The 26,259-nt window shown below is 51.4% G+C and carries 21 protein-coding genes; 11 read left to right on the forward strand and 10 right to left on the reverse strand.

Annotated elements, in window-relative coordinates:
* Window positions 1-24: 24 nt before the first annotated feature.
* Window positions 25-1,233 carry a PQQ-dependent sugar dehydrogenase gene (locus tag EHT25_RS12270; protein ID WP_124874847.1) on the reverse strand — a complete coding sequence of 403 codons (1,209 nt, stop codon included), beginning with the start codon at window positions 1,231-1,233 and terminating at the stop codon, window positions 25-27.
* Between the two features lie 405 nt (window positions 1,234-1,638).
* On the opposite strand from EHT25_RS12270, the gene EHT25_RS12275 reads away from it, so the two are divergent.
* From EHT25_RS12275 to EHT25_RS12290, 4 genes are all read left to right on the forward strand, one after another.
* Complete coding sequence (locus EHT25_RS12275; RefSeq protein WP_124874849.1) at window positions 1,639-2,529, forward strand: NAD(P)H-binding protein; 891 nt, start codon at window positions 1,639-1,641, stop codon at window positions 2,527-2,529.
* Between the two features lie 12 nt (window positions 2,530-2,541).
* Window positions 2,542-3,462 (forward strand): helix-turn-helix domain-containing protein, encoded by a 921-nt coding sequence (locus EHT25_RS12280; RefSeq protein ID WP_124874851.1) that lies wholly within the window; start codon window positions 2,542-2,544, stop codon window positions 3,460-3,462.
* A 157-nt stretch (window positions 3,463-3,619) separates the two neighbouring features.
* Window positions 3,620-4,606: an aldo/keto reductase gene (locus EHT25_RS12285; protein WP_124874853.1), complete on the forward strand. Its 987-nt coding sequence runs from the start codon at window positions 3,620-3,622 to the stop codon at window positions 4,604-4,606.
* 288 nt (window positions 4,607-4,894) lie between these two features.
* Complete coding sequence (locus EHT25_RS12290) at window positions 4,895-6,238, forward strand: Gfo/Idh/MocA family oxidoreductase (RefSeq protein WP_124874855.1); 1,344 nt, start codon at window positions 4,895-4,897, stop codon at window positions 6,236-6,238.
* 141 nt (window positions 6,239-6,379) lie between these two features.
* Here the strand turns inward: EHT25_RS12290 and EHT25_RS33455 are convergent, their stop codons facing one another.
* Entirely contained in the window at window positions 6,380-6,562 is a 183-nt protein-coding gene (locus EHT25_RS33455; protein WP_124876094.1) for a GNAT family N-acetyltransferase, read from the reverse strand.
* Between the two features lie 182 nt (window positions 6,563-6,744).
* Here EHT25_RS33455 and EHT25_RS12300 point away from each other — a divergent pair, with 182 nt between their 5' ends.
* On the forward strand, window positions 6,745-7,200 hold the full coding sequence (locus EHT25_RS12300) for a cold-shock protein (protein WP_124874857.1): 456 nt from the start codon (window positions 6,745-6,747) through the stop codon (window positions 7,198-7,200).
* Window positions 7,201-7,454: 254 nt separating this feature from the next.
* Complete coding sequence (gene tnpA, locus EHT25_RS12305; protein ID WP_124874859.1) at window positions 7,455-7,907, forward strand: IS200/IS605 family transposase; 453 nt, start codon at window positions 7,455-7,457, stop codon at window positions 7,905-7,907.
* Window positions 7,908-7,967: 60 nt separating this feature from the next.
* On the opposite strand, the gene EHT25_RS12310 is transcribed toward tnpA, so the two are convergent.
* The 5 genes from EHT25_RS12310 to EHT25_RS12330 form a co-directional block, all read right to left on the reverse strand.
* Window positions 7,968-8,978, reverse strand: coding sequence for a substrate-binding domain-containing protein (locus EHT25_RS12310; protein WP_124874861.1), 1,011 nt, complete (start codon window positions 8,976-8,978; stop codon window positions 7,968-7,970).
* Window positions 8,979-8,982: 4 nt separating this feature from the next.
* Entirely contained in the window at window positions 8,983-9,921 is a 939-nt protein-coding gene (locus tag EHT25_RS12315) for an ABC transporter permease (RefSeq protein ID WP_124874863.1), read from the reverse strand.
* A gap of 10 nt (window positions 9,922-9,931) precedes the next feature.
* Entirely contained in the window at window positions 9,932-11,335 is a 1,404-nt protein-coding gene (locus tag EHT25_RS12320; RefSeq protein WP_124874865.1) for a glycoside hydrolase family 140 protein, read from the reverse strand.
* A 21-nt stretch (window positions 11,336-11,356) separates the two neighbouring features.
* Entirely contained in the window at window positions 11,357-12,190 is an 834-nt protein-coding gene (locus tag EHT25_RS12325) for a phosphogluconate dehydrogenase C-terminal domain-containing protein (RefSeq protein ID WP_124874867.1), read from the reverse strand.
* Window positions 12,191-12,285: 95 nt separating this feature from the next.
* A complete protein-coding gene (locus EHT25_RS12330) occupies window positions 12,286-13,101 on the reverse strand; it encodes a sugar phosphate isomerase/epimerase family protein (protein WP_124874869.1) in 816 nt (271 codons plus the stop codon).
* A 240-nt stretch (window positions 13,102-13,341) separates the two neighbouring features.
* Between EHT25_RS12330 and EHT25_RS12335 the strand changes: the two genes are divergently transcribed.
* Together EHT25_RS12335 and EHT25_RS12340 are read left to right on the forward strand one after the other, a co-directional pair.
* The gene (locus tag EHT25_RS12335) at window positions 13,342-14,367 is read left to right on the forward strand and encodes a Gfo/Idh/MocA family protein (RefSeq protein WP_124874871.1); all 1,026 of its coding nucleotides are present in this window, start codon (window positions 13,342-13,344) and stop codon (window positions 14,365-14,367) included.
* Between the two features lie 13 nt (window positions 14,368-14,380).
* Window positions 14,381-15,856 carry a sugar ABC transporter ATP-binding protein gene (locus tag EHT25_RS12340; protein ID WP_124874873.1) on the forward strand — a complete coding sequence of 492 codons (1,476 nt, stop codon included), beginning with the start codon at window positions 14,381-14,383 and terminating at the stop codon, window positions 15,854-15,856.
* A 57-nt stretch (window positions 15,857-15,913) separates the two neighbouring features.
* Here the strand turns inward: EHT25_RS12340 and EHT25_RS12345 are convergent, their stop codons facing one another.
* Complete coding sequence (locus EHT25_RS12345; protein ID WP_124874875.1) at window positions 15,914-16,354, reverse strand: SRPBCC domain-containing protein; 441 nt, start codon at window positions 16,352-16,354, stop codon at window positions 15,914-15,916.
* Window positions 16,355-16,548: 194 nt separating this feature from the next.
* On the opposite strand from EHT25_RS12345, the gene EHT25_RS12350 reads away from it, so the two are divergent.
* The 3 genes from EHT25_RS12350 (at window position 16,549) to EHT25_RS12360 (ending at window position 22,915) form a co-directional block, all read left to right on the forward strand.
* Complete coding sequence (locus EHT25_RS12350; protein WP_124874877.1) at window positions 16,549-17,289, forward strand: polysaccharide deacetylase family protein; 741 nt, start codon at window positions 16,549-16,551, stop codon at window positions 17,287-17,289.
* 229 nt (window positions 17,290-17,518) lie between these two features.
* Window positions 17,519-21,421 carry a PAS domain S-box protein gene (locus tag EHT25_RS12355; RefSeq protein ID WP_124874879.1) on the forward strand — a complete coding sequence of 1,301 codons (3,903 nt, stop codon included), beginning with the start codon at window positions 17,519-17,521 and terminating at the stop codon, window positions 21,419-21,421.
* 120 nt (window positions 21,422-21,541) lie between these two features.
* On the forward strand, window positions 21,542-22,915 hold the full coding sequence (locus EHT25_RS12360; RefSeq protein WP_124874881.1) for a DUF418 domain-containing protein: 1,374 nt from the start codon (window positions 21,542-21,544) through the stop codon (window positions 22,913-22,915).
* A 10-nt stretch (window positions 22,916-22,925) separates the two neighbouring features.
* Here the strand turns inward: EHT25_RS12360 and lolA1 are convergent, their stop codons facing one another.
* Both lolA1 and EHT25_RS12370 read right to left on the reverse strand, forming a co-directional pair.
* On the reverse strand, window positions 22,926-23,555 hold the full coding sequence (gene lolA1, locus EHT25_RS12365) for an outer membrane lipoprotein periplasmic chaperone LolA1 (RefSeq protein WP_124874883.1): 630 nt from the start codon (window positions 23,553-23,555) through the stop codon (window positions 22,926-22,928).
* A 188-nt stretch (window positions 23,556-23,743) separates the two neighbouring features.
* Window positions 23,744-26,254, reverse strand: coding sequence for a DNA translocase FtsK (locus EHT25_RS12370; RefSeq protein WP_124874885.1), 2,511 nt, complete (start codon window positions 26,252-26,254; stop codon window positions 23,744-23,746).
* Window positions 26,255-26,259: the final 5 nt, after the last annotated feature.

A 26,259-nucleotide genomic window follows, 5' to 3' on the forward strand; every position in this document is an offset into this window, starting at 1 on the left:
GATCGGAAACCGACTCAGAAACGGCTATTTTTTATCGATGCGGTACAGCCTTCCCTGGTCCGTAATCGCGTACAGGGCGCCATCGTTGCCCTGCGTAATATCGCGGAACCGCTGGGATTCACCGGAGAGCAGCCGCTCTTCGCCCACAACCTTATTTTTTTCGATCACCAGCCGTACAATGTGCATGCCGCTCAACGCGCCAATGAAGAGGTTGTTTTTCCACTCCGGAATGCGGTTGCTGCTGTAGAACGTCATCCCGCTCGGGGATACGGACGGATCCCAGTAATAAACCGGTTGCTGAAGCCCTTCTTTTTGCTGGATGGCATCGCCGACGGGTTTGCCACTGTACTCAATGCCGTAGGTAATGGTCGGCCAGCCGTAATTTTTTCCGGGCTCAATGCGGTTTACTTCATCGCCACCCCGGGGTCCAAATTCAGCCTCCCAGATATCGCCGGTCACCGGGTGAAAAGCCAGGCCCTGCACGTTGCGGTGGCCGTAGGAATACAGTTCGGGCCGCGCACCGGCCTGCCCGGCAAACGGATTGCCCGCAGCCGGTTTTCCGTCTTTCGTAATTCGAATGACTTTGCCCAGTCCGGAATTGATCGATTGCGCCTGGGGCCGGGTTTCCAGATCCGAACGCTCGCCGGTGCTGATCACCAGATTACCGGTTTTGTCAATTAAAATCCGTCCGCCGTAATGCAGCGTTCCTTTGTAAGCGGGTGTCGCCTGGTAAATAACCGTAGCGCCTTCAATCGTTTTTTCATCGGCGGCTAATTTGCCTTTCGCTACGGCCGTCAGATTGCCATCGGCTGTCGGGTCCGCAAATACCCAGTAAACCATTCGGTTGGTTGCAAAAGCGGGGTCGACCCGAACGCCGAGCAGACCACCCTGCCCCGCCGGATTGACTTTGGGAATCCCCGTAATGGCGTCGCTTAACTTGCCGTCCGCCGTGGCGATGCGCATCGTTCCGGCTTTCTCCGTAATGAGCAGCCGACCGTCGGGAAGGCTCGTAATTCCCCACGGATTTTTCAGGCCTTCCAGCACAACCTTGCCTTCGTAGTTGGTCGCCGATTTGACACTGCCAATCCGGGTTTGGCCAACAAAAGCCGATTTATAGGCAGAATTGGGGTCTTTGGTTTCTACCGGTGCACCGGCAGAGGTAGAAGCACTTTGACCACAGGCGGTAAACGCCAGGGAAGCGCCCGCTAAGATCATGATAATTCTGTTGCTCATTTTTTCTCAGTTAAATTGTTTATTGAAGAGGGTTCGAAATTAACTAAAATAGGTTTCGTAATCTAAAACCGGGTTTAATCCCGCCGAAGCACTTCCTGCTGTCCGAAATACGGCTATCGTCTAAACGCAATGACAGGGCAAAGGTACGTCTTATTCGACGTGAAGAAACGCTTAATTTGACCCATGACTTCAGCTTCCTGATTCAACAAGGGAAAATTTCGACCAACGACCTTTTTTCCCGACAAACTGCGCCGATGCCCCGGTGGGGCATTTAGTGAATTGAAAATCCCGGATACGGTGTGGTGCGCACCAACCCACCCCCTGTTTTGACTACAACAACCACAGATTTGACTACGTCGCTATTTTTTGGTCTGCTGAATTTTGCAGAAACAAAAAAACAGCAAAATGAAAGTCGTAGTAACCGGTTCATTGGGGCATATCGGCCAGCCGTTGACCCAACTATTAGTACAAAGAGGGCATGCAGTTACGGTGGTCAGCCGTACTCCGGACAAGCAAAAAGACATTGAAGCATTGGGCGCGACAGCCGCCATTGGATCGCTGGAAGACGTTGACTTTCTGGCGTCTACCTTTGCCGGTGCCGACGTCGTACATGCCATGATTCCGCCCAACAATGCCGTGCCGAACCCGATGGCGCGAAACAGGATGTTAGGCGATTGCCTGGCGCGGGCCATTGGGCAGTCGGACGTAAAGCGGGCGGTTTACGTCAGCAGTTACGGGGCCCAATTGGAGAAAGGCACCGGTTTGATTGTGGGGCACCACCACACCGAAAATGCGTTGAATGCGTTGCCCAACCTGGAAGCCCTTACGCATTTACGCGCCACGTACATTTATTACAATCTGTATGCTTACCTGACTATGATCAAAACGACCGGTTTTATTCGGGCCAATTACGGGGATGATGATCGGGTCGTTCTGGTGTCTCCGCAGGACATTGCGGCAGCCGCAGCGGACGAAATCGAGAACCAAAAGCCTGGTAAAATCGTCAAATACGTGGCCAGTGACGAACGGACCTGTCGGGAGATCGCTCAGATTTTAGGCCGGGCAATTGGCAAACCGGATTTAAAATGGGTCACCATCACCGACGAACAAATGCAAAGCGGCATGGAAGCAAATGGCGTACCGGCCCTCGTGGCGGGTCAATTGGTCGAAATGTTTGGAGCCTGTCACAGCGGTATCTTGCACGACGATTACGACCGGCATCGGCCCACAACGATGGGAAATGTAAAAATCGAAGATTTTGCCCGGGAATTTGCGGTCGCGTTTAACCAGAAATAGGTACATTGAAACATGGCAGGTACGCAACTTCACCGGATTAAAACGATCAGCGAATACCATCGGTTGAGGGGTTTACCCAAACCGGGGCATCCGCTGATCAGCGTGATCGATTACGGATTGATCGCTCATTCGACGGACAATAATCCCATCAGCTGGGTCTTTGATTTTTATTCGATCTCCCTGAAACGGGATTTGGGGGCTAAATTGAAATACGGCCAGCAGGAATATGATTTTGACGAAGGCGTCATGTTTTTTATTTCGCCGGGCCAGGTTTTCCGAGTTGAGGTAGAACGGGTGGCGCAGGCCAGGCATTCGGGATGGATCCTGCTCATCCATCCCGATTTCCTCTGGAATACCTCCCTGGCAAAAGTGATAAAAGGGTACGAGTTTTTCGATTATTCCGTGCATGAAGCCCTGTTTCTTTCGGAAAAAGAAGAAACAATCGTGACCGGCATGATGCAAAGCATTGAGCAGGAATACCATACCAACATTGACAAGTTCAGTCAGGACATCATCATTGCCCAACTCGAATTACTGCTCAAATATGCCGAGCGGTTTTATCAGCGCCAATTCATCACGCGGAAAATTACCAATCATAAAATCCTGAATCGGCTGGAGACCACCCTTTCGGATTATTTCAACGGCGATGATCTGGTGCAAAAAGGGCTGCCAACCGTTCAGTCCATTGCCGACACGCTGAATATATCGCCCACGTATTTAAGCGCGTTGCTCAAGGCATTAACCGGACAAACCACCCAGCAGCACATCCACGACAAACTGATTGAGAAGGCGAAAGAGAAATTATCCGTCACCGATTTGTCGGTCAGCGAGATCGCCTACGCCCTGGGCTTTGAACATCCGCAGTCGTTCAGCAAGTTATTCAAGACCAAAACCAGTCTTTCTCCGCTGGAATTCCGGCAGTCGTTCAACTGAAAAACCGCTATTCCTACGGCTAGTAACAAAACCGGTCTTGGACGCATTTGAATTTAGAACGGTTTGATTTTCGTCAGTTCCCGTTTGGATTTCGCTGGTAAACGATTTGCTGTCATTTTAGTTTTGCACTGTAATGAACAATCTGATGAGTACGACAATGCAAAAACGCAAATTGGGAAATGGCGGTCTGGAAGTATCCGCGATAGGTCTTGGCTGCATGGGCATGAGTTTTGGCTACGGTCCGCCGAAAGACAATCCGGAGATGATTACGCTGATTCGTGCTGCCGTCGAGCAGGGCGTGACCTTTTTCGATACGGCGGAAGTCTACGGCCCTTTTATCAATGAAGAACTGGTCGGCGAAGCTCTTGAACCGTTCAAAGGCGACGTGGTGATTGCGACTAAATTCGGCTTCCATATTCAGGATGGTAAAATGAACGGGGTCAATAGTCGGCCGGAGAATATCCGTCGGGTCGCCGAAGCTTCGCTGAAACGGTTGCGGATCGACGTCATCGACTTGTTCTACCAGCACCGCGTCGATCCGAATGTACCGATCGAGGATGTGGCGGGAACCGTGAAAGAGCTGATTCAGGAGGGAAAAGTGAAGCACTTCGGGTTGTCGGAAGCGGGGGCGCAAACCATCCGCCGGGCGCATGCCATTCAGCCGGTTACCGCGCTGCAAAGCGAATACTCGCTCTGGACCCGCCAGCACGAAGTCGAAATTATTCCGACCATCGAAGAATTGGGCATCGGTTTCGTGGCTTTCAGTCCATTGGGGAAGGGTTTTCTGGCCGGTAAAATTGATGAGACGACCCAGTTTGCCGAAGGCGATATCCGGAATATTTTGCCGCGATACACTGAAGAAGCGCGCTCGGCCAATAAAGCCCTGCTGGATTTATTGCAGCAGTTTGCTGACGAAAGAAAGGCGACGACCGCGCAAATTGCCATTGCCTGGGTGCTGGCGCAAAAACCGTGGATCGTACCCATTCCGGGAACCACCAAACTACACCGTCTGACGGAAAACAACGGAGCCGCTGCGATTCAGCTCACGGCGGACGAACTTCGGAAGATTGAAGAGGCTTCCGCTCAAATTGAGGTAGTGGGGAATCGCTATACGGAACAGATGGAGAAATCGACGGGGTTGTAAGGAGAGAGCGGCTTTGGAACGGGCATCATTATTTTATTGGGGGATATAAAATACTGTCCGGTTAATGTATTGTAATGACCTTGTAGCTGGATGTTCAGCGTTGATCGGCAACGTATCGGGCTGAATAGATTCCGTTGCATTGGGTAAAAATGGTTGCCTAATGGCTTATCACCTTATGCGGGCGGTTTTGATTCGGTAGTAAAAACCGGGTCGATATAAAAACCGCCCTGTATACTGTTTTTTATCCGGAACTACAAACAGAGCAAACCTTTCAATACCCCGTTTTCAATGGAAAATTCGCGTCGAGATTTTATTAAAAAAGCCGCCCTGAGCACGGCCGGACTTACGTTTGGCGGGCTGGCTACGGGCCTGTCGGCCAAGAGCTACGCCAAAGTAATCGGTGCCAACGAGCGGTTGAATATTGCCATTGCCGGTCTGGGCCGACGGTTGGGAGCGTATTATGACCCGATTTCGCGGAAAGATAGCAACGTCGAACTCGTGTATTTGTGCGATGTGATGAAGAAACAGCGGGAAGACGGCCTGCAGAAATTTTCGAAGTTTATCGATTACAAACCGAAACTGGAAAATGATATCCGCAAGGTCATTGCCGACAAGAATGTCGATGTGTTGATCAATGCAACTCCGGATCACTGGCATGCGCCGGGAACCTGGCTGGCGGTTCTGGCCGGGAAACACGTTTACGTCGAAAAACCGTGCAGCCAGAATCCCCGGGAAGGTGAAATCCTGGTCGAAATTCAGAAAAAATACGGCAAAATCATTCAGATGGGGAATCAGCAGCGGTCGGCACCGGAGTCGATCGACGTGATCAGCCAGATTCATAACGGCGCCATCGGAACTCCGTATAAAGCCGTTGCTTTTTATACGGCGGCCCGGGGTGAAGTGCCGGTTGCCAAGAAAGCACCCGTTCCCGACGGGCTGGATTGGGAACTGTTTCAGGGACCGGCTCCGCGGATGCCGTACATGCACGACACCTGGGATTACAACTGGCACTGGTACGGCTGGAACTTCGGAACCGCCGAAGCTGGTAACAATGCCACCCACGAGCTGGACGTTGCCCGCTGGGCTCTGCAGGTCGAGTTTCCGGAATATGTGACGGTCGAAGCGGCCAAGCGGCATTTCCTGAACGACGGCTGGACCATGTACGACACGATGGATGCGACTTTCCGGTTTCCGGGTAACAAAATCATCAAGTGGGACGGCAAAAGCCGGAGCGGCCATAAAACCTACGGCAGCGACCGGGGCACCATTATTTACGGCAGCACCGGCAGTGTCTACGTCGACCGCGATGGTTACCAGCTTTTCAATCGCGAGGGAAAGATGGTGAAGGATAGCAAGTCGAAAGGCTCGGAAGCCGGAACCGCCCTGGGCGGTGGTGGCGACATGACGACGCGCCACGTCGTCAACTTTTTCAACGCCATACGGGGCAAGGAAAAGCAGAATTCGACCATCGACGAAGGTGCCAGAAGTACGCTGCTTTGCCATTTGGCGAACATTTCGTACCGCACCAATAAACCGCTGGACATCGATTCGAAAAACGGCCACATTCGTGACAAAGAAGCCATGAAACTCTGGAGCCGGGAATACGAAAAAGGCTGGGAGCCACCCATTTAACGGGCTGGTTGATACTGAATAAAAAAACCGCCGTGCCCGGCATTGGTCGGGCACGGCGGTTTTTTACTTGAAAGGCAGCTTCACGCCTTCGTGGGAAGCCACAAAACCCGGCGATTCGTAAAACCGCATGGCCCCGGGCCACTATTGATTGGTGATCCGTTGCAGGATATGACCCTCTTTCGAACGGGCGCGTTCCATTGCATACTCAAAAACCGCTTTGCCAATGCCTTTATTGCGGTGGTTCGCCCTAACCCGGACGGCTTCGACCTGCGCCCGAATTCCGATTTGGGCGGTTTGATGCCAATCATTGTCAGGGACGCTTATCTTTTAATGGCAATCGGGTTGAAAATGAACTTATTTGCCGGTAAGCTGATTCAATTAATGTACCCCCTCTTGTCAGAACTCCGCTTCCTGGTCAGATCTTCACCAATCTAAAAGCTTCCGGATTAAGGGAAATGCACGTAATTTCGTGTCGACAGATTTTATCACAAAACTTAAAAAACAGTATGGGTAGAAATCAGGAAACATTTAACAAAAAAGAAAAAGAGAAAAACCGTCAGAAAAAGAACAAGGAAAAGGCGGAAAGGAAAGAGGAACGTAAAGCCAATTCGGACAAAGGAAAGGGTTTGGACGATATGATCGCGTACGTCGATGAAAATGGCAACATTTCGTCAACGCCCCCCGATCTGCATAAAAAGAAAACGATCAATCTGGAAGATATTCAGATTGGGGTTTCCCGACAGGAAGCCGGTGCGCCCGAGGAAGTCGTCAGAAAAGGAACGGTAACGTTTTTTAATGAGTCGAAAGGGTACGGTTTTATCAAGGATCAGCAATCTCAGGACAGCGTTTTTGTACACATTAGCGGTTTAGTAGATTCCGTAAAAGATGGCGACAAAGTCACTTTTGAAGTCGAAATGACTCCGAAAGGCCTCACGGCCCGTGATGTGAAGAAAGCGGTTTAGGGCGCATTCATAGAACCATACGGGGCGTTGTATCCTCATAACTGCCCCACACCCATAGCGTGTTATCAACAGGGCGATGCCCTATCTTACTGATAATGTCCCTTTGGGGCGAGATGGGTGGGGCGCCCTGAAAGGGCACGATCAATAGACCGGGGCATCGCCCTGGGTTTTTGGGTCGTGGTATGAGTCATAGTATTTTTGATGGTTTTTGTGGTATTATTATATTGCACAAGCAATAATAGTCCGCGTCCACCATGCCACAATCCCTAACCCATGTCTACGTGCACCTGGTGTTCAGTACCAAATACCGCCAACCGATCATTGGCGATGAGGTCAAAGACGAATTATATGCCTATCTCGGTGGCATATGCAAACAATTGGAGTGTAATCCGGTCAAGGTAGGTGGCTATTACGATCATGTACATATTTTGTGCATCCTGTCGAAGAAGATCGCGTTGATGAAATTACTGGAGGAGGTCAAAAAAAGCTCATCCAAATGGATGAAGACCCGGGGCGATGCATATCAAGATTTTTATTGGCAAGACGGTTATGGCGCTTTTTCCGTGAATCCGTCGCAGGTTGATGCCGTCATTCGGTACATTAGCAACCAATACCAGCATCACCAGGAAACGACGTTTCAGGATGAATGTCGGGGGATTTACAAAAAATACGGCACGGCGTATGACGAACGCTATGTGTGGGATTAATACCATACGGATACATAACACATTCACAGGGCGTTGCCCCGTGCCATTGATGAGGCCCTTTCAGGGCGAAGGGGTAGAGTGGATAAATTGGTCAACATTTTGTTTCGTGATCCGGAGAAGGCCGGTGTTGACGGTGGTTGGAATATTGGTGATGTGGGCCCGGGCATCGTTCGCTGAAAGCCGGTTGGTCTGGTGCACCATGTCGTAGAGCATTTGGGCACCATACCACGTAAAAAGCTCCCGTTTCTGGCCAGCCAGCATGTGAATGACCCCGTCGCGGACCAGTTGCAGGTGTTCGGGTTCCCAGTCTACGGTGGTGATTTTTACCTTGCCCGCTTTACCGGCTTCCTTTACAGCCAACGCCATACCCGGTCCGGAGTTGGAATCGAAACCGCAGAGACCGGCCAGATCAGGATGGGCCGCCAGCAGATCGGAGGTGATGCGAGCCGCTTCTTCCACATTGGCCTTGTCGTCGTATTTCCCGACGACTTCAATACCGGGATGCTTTTTCAGAACATCGAGCAAGCCCTGAAAACCGGCTTCCATGTTGGTCAGTCCCAGAATGCCCATGTAAGCAATTTTGCCTTTGCCGCCCGTCAACCGCACCATTTCTTCGCCCTGCATCTGGCCAATCTGGTACCAGTCCGTTCCCAGAAAAGCATGGCGTTTGGACTGGGGAATGTCGGAATCGTAAACAACGGTCGGAATACCGGCATTCACGGCTTTGTCGATGACGCTGGCAATGGCCGGATTCGTGCCGTTGATGAGTAAACCGGTTGGCCGGGTTCCCAGAACCTCTTCAATCGTGTTGATCTGGGCCGGAATGTCCCACTCCGCCGGGCCGAGAATCGATACATGAACGCCCATTTTTTCGCCCCAGCGTTTGAAAGCGGCCTGATCGTGGTTAACGTACATCGGCATCGTCACGGCGGTAGTAACCAGCACATACTCTTCTTCGCCGGGATCCGTTTTTGTCTGGTTGACGGCGGTGGCTGCCGTTGTTGCCGTGTTTTGTCGGGGTGGTAATTCACAGCCGAAAACCACCAGCAGCAGGAAAAGTGATTTTTTCATGAAGTTACCATGTTCGTTTCTGGAGCGCCTTATCCACCCAAACGACGGAAATCAGAATCAGGCCCAGAATGATTTCCTGCCAGTAGCCCGAAACACGGGCAATGATCATGATGTTGCTGACAATGCCCATAAAAACCGCTCCCAATAACGCCCCCGGAATTTTACCGTGTCCGCCCGAGAGGCTGGCCCCGCCCAGAATAACCGCCGTAATTACGCGGAGTTCCAGGCCCCGGCCCGAAGTGGCCAGAGCCGCGCCCAGTCGTGACGCGAGTAAAATACCGGCCATTCCGGCCAGCGTAGCCGACAGGATAAAGGCAATCATCTTCATCCGTTGTACCCGAATACCGGATAGGGTGGCGGCTTTTTCGTTACTTCCGATGTAGTAATACCGACGAAAAAAGACGGTTTTCTGCATCAGAAACGAAAACACGGCGACCGTCAGGAGCATGTACCAAACCGGCATCTGAATGCCCAGCAGTTTCGACTGACTGATGGCGTTGAACCAGTACGGCAAATTCTGAATACCGGCCCCGCTGACCATCAACGCTCCTCCGCGCACGATGCCCATCATCGCCAGGGTCTGAATCATCGGATTAATATCCTGATAAGCAATTAAATACCCGTTGATCGCGCCAATCAAAACCGCTCCGGCCATACCCGCCAGCAAGGCCAGCGGCACCGGTAGCTGGTGGAAATAGAGCAGATAAGCCACCAGACCGCCCGAAAAAGCCACCACCGAACCGACCGACAAATCGAACACCCCGGCAACCAGGAGCACCATCATGCCCACCGCAACAACCGTATCGATCGATAAATTGAGCAGCACCTGGCTGAAATTCCCGAAGGTCGGGAAGGTTTCCGGAAAGACCAGCGCTGCCACCAGACCAACCACCAGAATCGTCAGGGCTAGGGTAGAAACGCGGTCCTGAAGGATTTTTTGCATGGGGCGGTTTTTAGTTGGAAGCCACCGGCGACGCATATTTCTTGGCGGCATCGTCCAGAATCAGGATCCAGTCGTGGCCGTAACCCGAAGTCGGGGGCGTAAATTTCTGCTGGCCCCGGTTGGCAAACGTGCCAATCGGCTTTACCTCGCCTTTGCGGGGGTCGAACCAGTAGGCTGTTGCTTCGTTGCCGCTGATTTTTCCCATCTGGACCGAAAACGGTTTTCCGGCTGCGGTATACACATACGCGTAATCGTTCCCCCGCGTGGCCTGAATCCGTTCCGCTGCGGCATTGCTGGCTTCGATCACCAGCGACTGGTCGGGAACGCGATCGAGCAACGGGCGGGCTTCCATCAATCGCCGGACATACCGCATCTGGTTGGCTGCGGGTAGATTCATGGCGTTGGACCAGGCGATGTGCGCGCCATTCACCGGCTGGCGGCCGGGGGCGTACATTTGCCAGATGTCGTGGCAGCCATACGTATGGCCGTGCGCTCCGGCAAACAGATCGAGGTAAGCATATTTTCGCACATCGTAGGCGTTGGAAAGCCCCAGATCGGTGGGGTTGAAGCAAACCGGGTGGTCTTCGTAAATCGGTTCGGCATCGATGACGGGTTTGGTGGGCGTGCGGTTATACACAAACGCAATCTTGTCGTAGGTCGGTGTATCACGGCAGTGGCCGTTTTGCAGCATGTTGAAATCCAGCCATTTGTCGTTGTGAAACCAGTGCGACGAACCGCCCATTTCGAGTGAATTGGGCTGCGGATGAAAACTCATCAGCGCTTTATCGGGACCACCAACTCCGTCCTGCACACCGGCGGCCATCGACTGCCAGACCGCGACATCCTGCGAACCTTCGCGCGGCACGCGATCACCCCCCATGATCCAGACGATGTTTTCCCGGTTTTTGTAGCGGTTCCCGAGCCAGCGGCCGTATTGACGGGCGTTTTCTACGGTAAAAATTTCGGGTCCGGCGCCCCAGGTCGATTTGAAGAGTTTATCACCCCAGGTTGGGAGTAAGGCAATGACCAGCCCATTGGCAGCCGCCCGTTCAATGAGGTAATCGACGTGTTTGAAATAAGCTTCGTTTGGTTGAGTGGGGTCGTTGTTGAGCAACGGTTTGTCACCCAGTGCGTTAGGGGTGTTCAGTCCGTCAATTTCGGCCAGCGCCACCGCCTGAACAACCGTAAACCCCTGTGCGGCCCGGCGTTTAAAATACTGCTCGGCTTCTTCCCGGTTCAGCCGGTGAAAGAGCTCCCAGGCCGTGTCGCCCAGCCAGAAAAATGGGGTGCCATCCTGATGAACCAAAAAACGTTGATTGTCGGAAACCCGCAAACGACCGTGCGAAAAAGGCGTTTGTGCCAGTATTCGGCTGTGAATCAGGAGAAAAGCGGAGAGGATGAGCCAGCGTTTCATAGAAGGGATAGGAGGTACGGTTTAGCGTCGGGTAATGTCTTTCACCTGTTCGCGAATGTCGTCCATTTCGAAAATAGACTTCCAGTTGTCCCGGAACAGAATCGGCTTGGCCCGTTTGGAGATTTTATAGGCGGCATCGGAAAACGTACCGTTTACTTCCTGGAACAAAACCGCCATCTGAATGCGGAGGTGACCCAGCACAAAATCCCGGGCGGCCGCTTCCGGAACGCCCAGTTCAACGATTCGATCGAAACCTTCTTTGACCACTTCCATGCACGTCTGCGCCAGTGTTTCCACCATCGCCGGTTCCAGAATCGCCATTTGTTCGAGCGTAATCCGGTGGGTTTTGTCGATGGGCTGGTACATAGCCTGCGAGACTTTTTCGCCCAATTCATAATGCGCTTCGGTTCCCGCCATCAGCGCAACCACGATGGATTGTTTGGCCGAAATACCGCCGTAAAAATCCCGAAACGCCTTTTCCGTCGGCTCCCAATTGAAAACCGACGGGTGACACGGGTGCGCAATCACGTAACCGAGGTCGTCGCGGTGGGCAATGACGCCATCGAGCGGGGCCGCCGGATCGAGCGTCAGAACGAGCGCACCGGTTTTCATTTCCGGGATGATGGTCGCCGAAATCCCGCCAATGGCCACATCCGGCACCGCCAGAATAACGACCTCGGCGCTCGAAATAACCGCTTCGGCCTGGCTGACTGAAACGTTTCGAACCCGTAGGTTTTCAATGCCTTGCGGACTGACTTCCAGGTAAGAAACTTCGTATTCCGGGCATTTCAGGAAATTATCCGTCAGGCGGCAGCCCATTTTGCCACCCGCTCCCACTAACGCAATTTTGGTCATTCTCTTTCGGCTTGAGGTTTGCAGTTTACGGTTTTTCGTTCAGGGTTTACGGTAGGCTGACAGATGAAAAGGAAGGTACCAATCCTCCATAACTCCTAAACGGAAAACCGTAAACCGGTTAAATATTTTATACTTTCAATCGCCCACTCGTTTTCTTTCGCAATCGTCGCTTCCCGGTTTTCGTCTGGCACGACCCACTGTTCCAGAACCGCTGTTTGGCAGCGGCCATAACGGCTGACTTCTTCGACGAGCCACGGGATGTTGAGCATGCCCTGTCCGGCGGGTCGGCCGTCGATCTGGAAACCCATCAGGTGCGGTAACCGCTTGATACCGAAATCTTTCAGATGCAAATTGACCGTATAGGGTGCCAGCGTTCGGACGACTTCGTGTAACCCCTCGCCCGCCCCCATTGAATTCACCGAATCCAGACAAATACCCACCTGATTACTGCCCACCTGTTCAATAATGTGGGCAAACTCACGCGCCAGCAATCGGTCGTGATTTTCGATACCCAGCGTCACACCGGTTTTTACCAGCGCGGGCAGTGCATTTTTCAAAATAGCAATAACGGTAGCGACCGGTGGTTCATAGGTGTCCGTGTCGATCACGAATCGCAAAAGTTTGACTCTCAGTTTTTTGCAAAGACCCAGATACTGTTCGGTCCTGTCGTCCGTTAAGCCCCGCGCCCCGATCTCCAACCCGGTTTTCTGTTTTCTCGCCCGATGACCAAGAGCCGTCAGCCGGTCGACCGACAGCGTGTGCAGCGGCAGATTATCACCAAACTGGACCAGTCGCACCCCGAGTTGTTCGGCTTTATCCAGTAATCCCTGCTCGTTGAGCCGTTGGTACGAAAAATCGCCGGGAATGCCGACAGCCCAGCCGTAGGTGTATGTACTGATGCCGAGTTGCATGATTTATAATTGGTTATCACTTATGAATCCACACTGTCGGCCTTTTTTCGCACTCCGATCGATGATCCGTATGTAAGTAAGCTGTTTCGTCAACCGGTTGTGTATTTGTTCTATAACTTTTTCGGGAATTCTTGTAAATAAAACAAATGTATTTACTTTTGCTGTGATCGAATTTCAAGTACAGTAGAGTAGAGTACTGTTGCAAAAGTAACGGTTTTTTTGAGATGCTAGGAGGAAAGCATGAAAAATTTAAAATTTGCCGTGATCGGAACCGGTTTTTGGGCCAATTACCAGATTCCGGCCTGGTTTGAAGTAGGCGGGGTTGAACTACTTGCCCTCTATAACCGAACCCGATCGAAAGCCGACGTACTCGCTCAGCAATTTAAGGTACCTTACGTTTACGATCGGGTGGAGGATTTACTCGATCGTCATTCGCCCGAACTGGATTTTGTGGACATTATCACGGATGTCGATACCCACGCGCCACTCACAGCCCTGGCGGCTTCGTACGGGCTGGACGTGATCTGTCAGAAACCGATGTCGACCGGTTTGGAAGCAGCCCGGAACATGCTGGAAGACAGCCGTCGGGCGAATGTGCGGTTATTGATTCACGAAAATTTTCGCTGGCAGGCCCCCATCCGTAAACTGCAGGAAATCATTAATTCGGGCGCAATTGGCAAGCCTTTCAAAGCGCGTCTATCGTTCTGTTCGGGGTTTCCGGTATTTGCTAATCAGCCTTTTCTGGCTGATCTGGAGCAGTTTATTCTGACCGATATCGGCTCGCATCTGCTGGATGTCTGCCGGTTTTTGTTTGGTGAAGTCGCGTCGCTCTACTGCCAGACCCGGCGGGTAAATCCCCGAATCAAGGGTGAAGACGTGGCCAATGTGCTGATGCAGATGCGAAGTGGTCTGAGTTGTTACGCCGAAATGTCGTACGCATCGATCCTGGAAAAAGAAGCGTTTCCGCAAACGCTGGCGGTGGTGGAAGGTGAAACCGGTTCGGTGGTGTTGACGCACGATTTTCAACTCCGGATTTCGACCCGACAGGGAACGGTTTTGGCGGAAGGAAACCCGACTCTTTATAGCTGGCTCGATCCGGCCTACGCGGTCGTTCATTCGTCCATTGTGGATTGTAACCGCAACCTGCTGGCGGGTTTGCGGGGCACGGGCCGGGCCGAAACCACCGCCGAAGACAACTTTGAAACCATTCGTTTAGTGTATGCCGCCTACGAATCGGCGGCCCGGAATGAAGTGGTGTATCTGTAATTTCTAAAACCGCATGCTCTTACAACTCCTCGGCATCAGCAAATATTTTCCCGGCGTCAGGGCGCTGGAGAACGTTTCACTGGCTATTCAGGCGGGAGAAGTTCATGCGCTTTGCGGGGAAAATGGCGCGGGAAAAAGCACGCTGATGGGTGTTCTGACGGGCAATTTACAGGCGGATGAGGGCGAGTTGATCTGGAAAGGCGAAACCGTTGTCATTCGTGGCCCCGCTCACGCTACCCAACTGGGTATTGCCATCGTTTATCAGCAACTGAGTCTGGTCGATAGCCTTTCCGTTGCCGAGAATATTTTTGCCAACCGCCCACCCCGTACGTTTTTGGGCCTGATTGATTATTCGGCACTTTACCAGAAAACCAATCATTTACTCGAAGCACTCAATCTGACTTCGCTGCGGGCGAAGACGCGGGTGAGTGAGTTGTCGCCGGGGCAGAAACAGATGGTTGAGATTGCCAAAGCGCTGTCGCAAAACCCGGATTTACTGATTCTGGACGAGCCGACGGCTTCCATCACCGAGCAGGAAACGCAAACGTTGTTCCGGCTCATTCGGCAGTTGAAAAGCCAGGGAAGGTCCGTCATTTACATTTCGCACCGGTTGTCGGAGATTTTCTCGATTGCCGACCGCGTATCGGTTTTAAAGGACGGCATCGATCAGGGCACGTTTCCCATTGCAGAAGTGACCACCGATTTGCTCGTCAAAAAGATGGTTGGGCGGGAATTGCGTTCGGAATCGGTTCAATCGACGGCTACGCCGGAGGTTTTGCTGGAGGTGCAGTCCATTTCCGGAAGCGGTTTTGAGGAGATCAGCTTTCGGTTGCACAAAGGCGAAATGCTGGGCCTGGCGGGCCTGGTTGGTGCGGGGCGCACCGAAATTGCAAGGGCCCTGTTCGGCGCAAAACCGGTCAAAACCGGTCGTATTCTTCTGAACGATAAGCCGATAACGATTACGCACCCGGCTGATGCGATGCGTTTTGGCATCGGCTATATTCCCGAAGAACGTAAGTCGGAAGGCTTGTTTTCCGATCGTTCTATTGACGAAAACGTGGTTTCTGTGAAGCTGACAGCCGCCCGACGGGGCCGGTGGTACAACGCGGAGCAGGCCGAAACGCACGCAGCAACGTTCACCCGGCAATTGCGAATTGCGTCCTACTCCCCGAAGCAGATTGTGAGGACGCTCAGTGGTGGGAATCAGCAAAAAGTAGTGCTGGCCAAGTGGCTGCTGTCCGATCCGCAGATGCTGATCATCGACGAACCCACCCACGGCATCGACGTTGGGGCCAAAGCCGAAATTTACACGGTATTGCGTAAACTGGCGGCTTCCGGAAAAGGAATCCTGCTCATTTCCAGCGAACTACCCGAATTGCTGGCGTTGTCCGACCGGATTCTGGTGATCCGGCAGGGTCGGTTGGCTGGCGAGTTGAATCGAAGTATGGCCACGGAAGAAAACGTGATGGCGCTGGCAACGGGGGCCTGAAAGAACCGGTTTTCGGAAATCCGAACCGTCGCATTTCCGAAAACCGGACGGAAGCATCTAGCCTTGTTCGGCCAGTTGTTTCAGCTTTTCCATCGCCTTGGGCCAGGCCTTCCCGAAGTAATCTTTGTCCTGTTCCGTAACGTCCAGATCCACCACCAGTTCGGTTTTTCCATCTACGGTTTTGAGGGTATAGTTTTCGTGCGAACCCGCCCATTGTTTGGTTTGTTCACTGTCGTAATCCTCCACGCCGTCTTTGATGGTGCCCAGGTGTTTGAACGACATAAATTCATGGGGTACGTTGGCCGCAATGCTGGAAACCAGCCCTTCACTTCCTCCGCCCAGAAACAGGACTTTACTGCCCTCCTGCCAGTCGGTTTCTACCCGCGAGTTTTCGCTGAAAACGCCTGTCCAGACCGGGTAGGTCGCATCGCCCCAGAGAATGTTCCACACTTTTTCCCGTGGTGCATCCATTGTCATTCGATATTCCAGCTTTTCCATGATGTTGATAGGTATGGTATGTCAACAAAGATGGCGGGTTTTTAAGGAAAAGGTGAGGGGTAAAAGCGACAAGTTGCGGGGGCGATTCCGCAGTTGATTTTGAGCTATTTGAAGAAAAACCAAGCGAATTAAAACCGCTATTTTTGCAGCCAACTCGACTTTTTGTGGTCGCATGAGCTGAAAAACCGGTTGATATGAAAAAGAAGTATGTATTCATTCTGGCTTTGATTCCGGTCTTTTTATTCGTTCTCTGGAAGATTTCAAGATCCCGGACGTTCCAGTTTTTCGGTGAGATTTATCCACGAATCGAAACCGGACAAAAAGTAGTTGCACTGACCTTCGATGACGGGCCAACCCGAAAAACCGCCCGGATTTTAGCCATTCTTCACCGGCTGAATATCAAGGCAACGTTCTTTGTAACTGGTCAATCACTTGCTGAAAATGAAGCTGAAGGGAAGCAAATTGTGTTGGAAGGGCACCAACTGGGAAATCACACGTATATGCATAATCGTATGGTTTTCAAGTCTTTTGCATTTGTGAAAAGCGAAGTTGAAAAAACAGATTCGTTGATTCGCCGGACCGGTTTTCGGGAAGAAATCCTTTTCCGCCCACCGAATGGTAAGAAATTAATCCTGCTGCCTTACTACCTGAACCAAACCAACCGAAAAACCATCATGTGGGATGTGGAACCGGAATCCTACGCGGAAATAGCGGGCAATTCGGAAAAAATAACCAAACACGTTTTGGCGAATACCAAACCGGGTTCGATCATCCTTCTGCACGTTATGTACGACGACGGAGAAGAATCCATCAAAGCAATTACCGAAATTGTTGCTGGTTTAAAACAACGAAACTATGCGTTTAAAACCGTTAATGAACTACTTCAATACCGCCAATCCGTAACCGGTAATTCTACTCATCCAAATGTCCGGTAATTAATGGTTTAATTCATTGGGCGAAATCTGGGAAATGTGAATAATAGCTAATCAAATTGTTAAAAATCAGATTTTTATCTCTTTTATTCAACTTTGGCACGGTGGGCGGGGAGGATTGAAAAAGTTATTTTTTAATCCTAAATTAAATTATGTAATTAAAATGCGGATATTAGTAACTTGGCCTAAAAAGTGCGGCAAATTGTAATAGCTTTTTTATGCTTAAAGGATCATGCCAATTCCCGCAAATGAGACAGAGCGATTAATCGCCTTACACCGCTATCAGATTCTGGATACGCAACCCGGCAAGGAGTTTGACCGGCTGACCGAACTGGCATCCCTGATCTGTGAGGTGCCGATTTCGTTGATTTCGTTGCTCGACGAAAAGCGGCAATGGTTTAAATCCCGGGTTGGACTTGCTGATTCGGAAACGAGCCGGGATATCGCTTTTTGCCGGTACACGATTATGAATCAGGCGATTATGGAGGTAGAAGACGCCACACTCGATCATCGCTTTAAGGAAAATCCGCTGGTGACGACCAATCCTCACATCCGGTTTTACGCGGGTTATCCATTGACCGATCCCGATGGCTACGTGCTGGGTACGCTCTGCGTGATGGACCATATTCCCCGAAGACTCACGGAAAGTCAACTCAAATCGTTGCGGTTATTGGGCGAAGTAGCCATCGAGATGATTGTGGAGCACCGGCAGAAGCAGGAGTTGAAGTACCTGGGTGACCTGTTTACGCTTTCGAATGACCTGATCTGTGTGGCGGGTACCGACGGGTATTTTAAAAAACTAAATCCGGCTTTTCAGCACGTTTTGGGCTGGAGCGAATCCTTTCTGCTGCGAACATCGTTTTTTGATCTGGTTCATCCGGACGATCTGCTGGCTACCCAACAGGAAATTGCCAAATTGGCGTCGGGCCAGAAAACCATCAATTTTGCGCATCGGTTTCGCTGCCAAAACGGGACGTACTGCCACATTCAGTGGGTTGCCACACCGGAACCGGATACGGGTTATTTGTTTGCCATCGCCCGGGATATCACCGAAATTGTTCAGCGGGACGCTTTGCTGCATCAGTCGGAAAGCAAGTTTCGCTCGTTTTTTGAAAACTCTCAGGGGTTGATGTGCATTCACGATCTTGACGGAAAATTGCTGACCGTCAATAGTGCGGGATCGCATGCGCTGGGCTATGAACCGGAAGAACTGGCGGGGCTCAGCCTGTTCGATATTGCTCCGGAAGAGCAACAGGAGGGGTTGACGCGCTACTTGAAAACCATCGCTAAAAACGGCAAAGCCAGTGGGCTGATGTGTACGCTGCACAAAGATGGTTCGCAATTGATCTGGCTGTTCAATAATATTCTGGAAAAAGAACTAAATGGCCATACTTACGTAATCGGAAATGCCATCGACATTACGCGAAGGCACCAACTGGAAACCGACCTGAACCGGACGAATGAAATGCTGGAGCAGACCAATGAGGCTGCCCGAATTGGTACCTGGGAGGTGAATATGACGGAGAAAACCGTTCATTGGTCGGCGGTTACAAAGGCGATTCATGAAGTGCCGGCCGACTTTAAGCCCGATTTCGAGTCGGCGATGTCCTTTTTTAACGAAAAGAATCGCGAACAGATTCTGAATGCGGTTTCCCGTTCCCGGCAGGAAAGTGTGCCGTATGATCTGGAACTGCAGATTGTTACAGCAACCGGCCGAACCGTTTGGGTTCGGGTATTGGGAACACCGGAATTCTCGGATGGGAAGTACAAGCGGTTGTATGGTACGATTCAGGATATCGATGAAAAAAAACAGGCCGAGCAGGCTCTGGTCAACGAAAAGTTACGACTGGCGGCTTTTGTTGAACACGCTCCGGCGGCCGTGGCCATGTTCGACCGGGACATTAAATACATCGCCGTCAGCCACCGCTGGATGGAAGAATACCATTTATCGGGGAGCGTCATTGGTGTCTCCCATTATGACGTGTTTCCGAGTATATCGGACGAGTGGAAAGCCATCCATGCGCGCTGCGTTGAAGGAGCCGTGGAAAAAAACAACGAAGACATCTGGCGTCCCGATGGCTGGGATCATGATCAGTTTCTGCGCTGGGAAGTCCGGCCGTGGTATCAGTTCGATGGGTCGATTGGCGGCATCATGATGTTTACGCAGGACATTACCGAAATCTGTTTGCAACGGGACGAACTACAAAAAGCCAAACTTCTGGCCGAGCAGGCCAGCATTGCCAAGTCGGAATTTCTGGCCAATATGAGCCATGAAATCCGGACACCCTTGAACGGCGTGATCGGTTTTACGGATCTGGTCCTGAAAACTTCCCTCAATACGACGCAGCAACAGTATCTCTCCATTGTCAACCAGTCGGCCAACGCCTTGCTGGGCATTATCAACGACATTCTGGATTTTTCTAAAATTGAAGCCGGAAAGCTGGAACTGGCTATTGAGAAAGCCGATCTCTACGAACTGAGCAGCCAGGTTGCGGATATTATCACTTACCAGACCCAAAACAAAGGGCTTGAAGTACTGCTGAACCTGTCGGTAGATTTGCCCCGGTTTATTTTTGTCGATTCGGTGCGTCTGAAGCAGGTGCTGCTTAATATGTTAGGGAATGCGGTGAAATTTACCGAAAAGGGCGAAATCGAACTGAAAATTGCGGCTCTGAGCAATCCGAATGACGAATATGTTACGTTCCGATTCGAGGTAAGGGATACCGGTATTGGCATAAAACCGGAAATGCAGGAGAAAATATTTGATGCCTTTTCGCAGGCCGATCCGTCTACGACGAAAAAATACGGCGGAACCGGACTGGGTCTGACCATTTCCAACAAATTGCTGGGCTTGATGGGAAGCCAGCTTCAACTGACCAGTACACCCGGCGAAGGCAGTTGTTTTTTCTTCGAAATCCGCTTCAAATCTGAACCCGGCGACGCACCGGTCTGGCAGGATATCGACTCGATCCGGAACGTTCTGATTGTGGACGACAACGAGCACAACCGGCTGATTTTGCGGCAACAGTTTTTGCTTAAACAGATTGCGGTCGACGAAGCGAGCAACGGTTTTGAAGCGCTGCAACTGCTGGCCCGACCGAAAAAATACGATGTCATTCTGATGGATTACCACATGCCGTTTATGGACGGGTTGGAAACCATTCGGAAAATACGGGCCGATTTTTATCCGTCGGCGAACGAGCAACCCATTATTCTTCTGCACAGTTCGGCGGATGACGAAAAAATTATTCGGACGTGCGAGACCCTGGAGGTGAACCAGCGGTTGGTGAAACCCATTAAAATGCATGAGTTGTATGAATCGCTGCAGCGGTTGGTGAAGCCCAAAGAGAGTCCGTTGCCGGGAACGTCAGCTCAGCCAAACCGGGTGGAGGGAGATTCGGTGAAAATACTGATTGTGGAAGATAATAAGATCAATCAGTTGCTGGCCAAGGTGATTGTGGGTCGGATTACGCCGAATGCCCAGGTCGTTGAAGCGGTTAACGGACTGGAAGCCGTTCAGAATTTCATTCGGGAAAAACCGGATCTGATTCTGATGGATATTCAGATGCCGTTGATGAATGGCTACGAAGCCACGCAGCGAATTCGGGAAATTGAGCCGGATGCCCGCGTTCCGATCATCGCACTGACGGCCGGAACGGTAAAAGGAGAGCGGGAAAAATGCCTGGAGGTCGGCATGAATGATTTTCTGACCAAGCCCATTGTTGAAAAATCAATTCGTGAGTTGTTTGATCGCTGGCTGTTTTCCGGCCCGGACCGGGCGGAGCAACCGGAGGATTCCGAAGAGCAGCGGGCGCATTTTAATCTGGAAACGATCCGGAAAATGGCGGATTATGATACCGAGTTCGTCGAAGAGCTGGTCGAAGCCGCCGGTAATGAGCTAAAAAAAGCGATGTCTGCCCTTGCGCTTCAGGCCGAAAAAGTCGATCTGGCGGGGCTGAAGGCCAGCGGGCATAAACTCTACGGAACCGCAGCCAGCGCCGGAATGGCCAATCTGGCTAATATGGCCCGAACGTTGGAATACATGGAACGCTTTGATGATCAAAATGTGAACGAATTACTGGACGGTATTCATTCAGAAATTAAGCTGATTTTGGGCCTGATGACGAAAACGTAGCGGTTTTCTCCCGACTGATGCCAGCTTACTGATTTCTGAAATCACCCGGTCGGGGATTGGATATGTGTCAAATTCATAGCTAATTACAGAAACGTTGCTTACCGCCAATCCCTATCGTCAATGGAAACTTCCGCTAGTACCGCAACGGCTGAAACCCTGCGCCCCGTAGACCGTGCTGACCGCATTCGCTCCATCGACGTGATTCGCGGGGTGGCTTTGCTGGGTATTCTGATGATGAACATTCCGTATTTTGGTCTGCCGGAAGGCATACTGGGGTCCTTGAAATTCGATCATCCCGGCGACGCCAACTACCTGACGCATCAGGTCATCGAAATCCTGTTTTCCGGCAAAATGCGGGCGTTGTTTTCCATGCTTTTTGGTGCGGGCGTCATCCTGCTGACCACGCGAAAGGAGCATTCGGCCGGGTTGTCGGTTGCTGATATTTATTACCGCCGGATTCTCTGGATGGTGTTGTTCGGCGTCATCGATGCGTACGTTCTGCTCTGGGCGGGCGACATCCTGTATGCCTACGGCCTTTGCGGTTTATTTCTCTTTCCATTTCGTAAACTGGCTCCGCGTTACCTGATGCTGGCCAGTCTGGTATGTTTTACGGTGCTCATTGTTAAAGGCAATCTGCGGTTTTATGACTCAAAGGGAAAACGGGAAGCGTATCTGAAAGTCGTTGCCCTCGAAAAACAGAAAAAGAAACTGACGGATGCACAGAAAGAGGATAAAAAAGCCTGGGAAACTGTGGTGAAAAATGGCAAACCGGATCAGAAAAAAATCGACGAAGAAATCAAAAAAGTGCGTTCCGGCTATCCGACGGTTTGGGCTTTTTATTTGCCCATCAATTCCGAAATCCAGTCGGAGGTCATGTATAATTTTTATTTCTGGGACGCCATCGAAATGATGTTCCTGGGAATGGCGCTTTACAGGCTGGGGGTATTCACCGGCCGGCTCCGACGGCGCGGCTACCTTGCTCTGCTGCTGATCGGTTACGGTATTGGCCTCCCGCTCGGCTGGTGGGTGCATCAGGAAACCGCAGCATCGCATGCCGATTTTGGACGTTACCTGGATAGCCACTTTTGGGCTCCGAACCGCACCACCTACGACATTCGTCGGGTGACGATGGCGCTGGGTCATGTCGGTCTCATTATGATCGTCTACCAATCGGGCTGGCTGCGCTGGCTAACGGGGGCATTATCCGCCGTTGGGCAAATGGCGTTTAGCAATTACGTGATGCAGACGCTCATCTGCACCTTTATTTTCTTCGGATACGGTTTGGGAAATTTTGGCAAGCTGACGTATTACGAACTCTATTATGTCGTCGCCGGAATTTGGATTTTTCAGCTGATCGGCAGCCCATTGTGGTTACGGTTTTTCTATTTTGGACCGCTGGAATGGGCCTGGCGCTCGCTGACGTACTGGAAACGACAGCCTTTCCGGATTGTACAACCGGATTCGGAAACGGCCGTTTCCGGTGTACAGGCCTGAAAAGGTGTGATTATCGGAGATCAACCACTTCAACGCCGGGGTATTTCGTTTTGTCGAAAACGAAATAACTATCGGCGACGGCAACGTTCGGCGTGAATTTGTCGATGGTATAGCTGGTTACCTTACCGGTTTTATCGGTCAGCTTCCAGCCTTTAACCTGTTTGTTGGTTTTATTGACCGAGATTTGCACTTTAACAATCTGGGTGCCTTTCTTTTCCGGGGTCAGTTCCACCACATCGACTGCCTGGCCGCCCTGTTTCTGCTCACCAACGTATTTGTAATTGTAGCCCTGTTTGTAGATGGAATAAATCTTCGTTGGATTGAAATCACCGGCGGCTCCGGCGTCATAATCCTGCACATTTACCTCATTGGTTTCCTTGATATACGTCGACATTGTTTTGCCATCCGTAAAAACCTCCTGACCGGCCAGTTTCAGGCGAAATGCCACTTTTTTTACGGTTAAATCGCCTTTGTAATTACTGCCGTCGCCCGTATAGGTGAAGGATGCTTTATAGGAGTTCAAAGCTTTATAGTTGGCACTCATCGCGTCCAGAACATCCAGCGCTTTCTTTTCTTTCTGTGCCAAAGACGGCAGCGACAACCCCACAACCAACGCCCATAGCAAGGCTAATTTTTTCATGTTTATTTCCTGTTATGTAATCCTGAATTCGTTTTTAAAACCGCCTGCAAAGTTGCCGACCGTTTCGTAGGTAGACAAGATTTAATTCAAAAAGTTTAATAAAAGAATGAAAGGGAGGAGAGGATTAAGGGAAGAGGGCCCCGGATATCCCTCCTTCTTTAATCCTCTCCTCCCTCTGCCTTTTTCGATCAATTCAAACTTTTCAATAATTCTTCCAGTGTATTGATGTCCTGGATAAGCACCTCACGTGCTTTACTGCCTTCGAAGGCACCGACAATACCGGCGGCTTCCAACTGGTCGATGAGCCGACCGGCGCGGTTATAGCCCAATTTTAACCGACGCTGAATGAGCGATGTACTTCCCTGCTGATGATTGACCACCAGTCGGGCGGCTTCGTCGAACATCGGATCCCGGTTTTCGAGATCAATTTCTTTTTCTTCGCTGCTTCCCGATTCGTCACCGGCAAATTCCGGCAGGTTATACGAGGAATCGTACCCGCGCTGGCTGCCCACAAATTCGCAGATGTCTTCAATCTCGTTCGTATCGACAAACGGACACTGCAGCCGTACGATGTCGGAGTTCGACGAGAACAACATATCGCCCATCCCGACCAATTGCTCGGCCCCGCCCGTATCCAGAATCGTCCGCGAGTCGATTTTAGACGTTACCTTGAACGACAACCGGGCCGGGAAGTTGGCTTTGATCAAACCGGTAATGACGTTTACGGAAGGCCGCTGCGTGGCCACCACGAGGTGAATACCGATCGCCCGCGCCAACTGCGCCAGCCGCGCAATCGGCTGTTCGACTTCTTTGCCCGCCGTCATCATGAGGTCGGCCAGCTCGTCGATTACCAGTACGATGTACGGCAAAAATTTGTGCCCTTTTTCCGGGTTTAACCGACGCTGGATAAACTTGGCGTTGTATTCTTTCAGGTTCCGGCACTGCGCGTCTTTCAGCAGATTGTACCGGTTGTCCATCTCGATACAAAGCGAATTGAGTGTATTGACGACCTTTTTCGTATCGGTAATAATTGGCTCGTCGCTGTCGGGCAGCTGGGCCAGAAAATGCCGCTCGAGCTTGTTGAACAGCGTCAGTTCCACCTTTTTCGGATCAACCAGAATGAGCTTAAGCTGCGACGGGTGTTTTTTATAAATCAGCGAAGTCAGCAGCACATTTAACCCGACCGACTTCCCTTGTCCCGTGGCTCCGGCCATGAGCAGGTGCGGCATTTTGGCGAGATCGGCCACGTAAATCTCGTTGGAAATGGTTTTGCCCATCACCACCGGTAACTCGAACGTGCTTTTGGTGAATTTCTCGGTGGTCATCACCGACCGCATTGCCACCATCTCCCGGTTTTTATTCGGCACCTCGATCCCGATCGTCCCCTGACCCGGCATTGGCGCAATAATCCGAATACCAAGCGCGGCCAAACTCAGGGCGATGTCGTCTTCCAGGCTCTTGATTTTGGAAATCCGGACCCCGGCCGCCGGAATAATTTCATACAGCGTAACCGTTGGTCCGATCGTCGCCTTAATGCTATCAATGGTGATTCCGTAATTCTGGAGCGTTTCAACAATTCGATCCTTGTTGGCTTCCAGTTCTTCCGCCGAAACCTGCGCTTTTTTATTCTCCGGATATTCCGTCAGCAGTTCGATCGTCGGAAACTGATACCGGGGCAGATCGAGCGTTGGGTCGTAGAGGCCGTGAAGTTTCAGCGCATCTTCGTCCACCTCATCCGTTGGTCCGGCATACACGTCCGCAACGGGCTGGGAAGGTTCGGACGAAGGTTCAATCGGCGTTGTATCGGCAATGGTAAACGTCAGCGGTTTTTTGCCCGAGGTGGCAGCAACAGGCGTTCTGTCTGCGGGTTTCGTTTCCGGTTTTACCTCGGGCTCGGGATCAGGTTCACTGGTTTCCGAAACGGGGGGCGGCACCGGTTTTGAAAAACCGTTATTCTTTGGTTTGACGTCGATGAAATCGGCCACATCGTCTTCATCGTCCTCTTCCGGTTCTTCTTCCTCCTCCCGTTCATTCGATTGGCGGGGTGCCGAAACCGGTCGTTGCGGCAACGTAATGGAAGGTAATTTCGTAATTCCGTAGAAAAAAATGAGGAATACAAACAGGGCGAAACCGATAATGGCGATTCCACCCCAGCCGATGAGGCTGAAGAGCCAGACATTCACTTCGTATCCAATACCGCCACACCAGACACTGCCTTGTCCGATGGAATCTGTAGCTAAAACAATGTAACCGGCCAGCGCACTGAGCCAGGTCATGTAAAACAAAACCGCTTTGGTGGTACGACCGAGCGGCAACAGTTCGAAATTGAACACGAGTTTCAGCCCCGACAAAAACAAAATGACGGGAATGCCCAGTGCGGCAATTCCAAACCACCGGAAAATAAATATATGGGCGATGACGGCTCCCAGAATTCCCAGGTAGTTACGCATTTCGATTCCCGATTCCCGCACGCTTGCAATAGTCATTTTACTCAGGACACTCTGGTCGGCTTCGCCGGTGATCAGGTAGGAGCAAAAAGCCACGGTCAGACCGATGGCCAGCAGGATCAGCAACCCTCCGAAGGCAAGCTGCGACTTGCGGTCGGCTTGCCAGGTAGGCCATTTCATCGAAACCGTCGGCTTCGGCGCTTTCGGCCGCTCGTTCCGAACGGTGTTTTGTCGGTTGATGGGTTGAGTCATTTTTT

This window comes from Larkinella rosea, from assembly GCF_003858635.1.
Taxonomy (GTDB): Bacteria; Bacteroidota; Bacteroidia; order Cytophagales; family Spirosomataceae; genus Larkinella; species Larkinella rosea.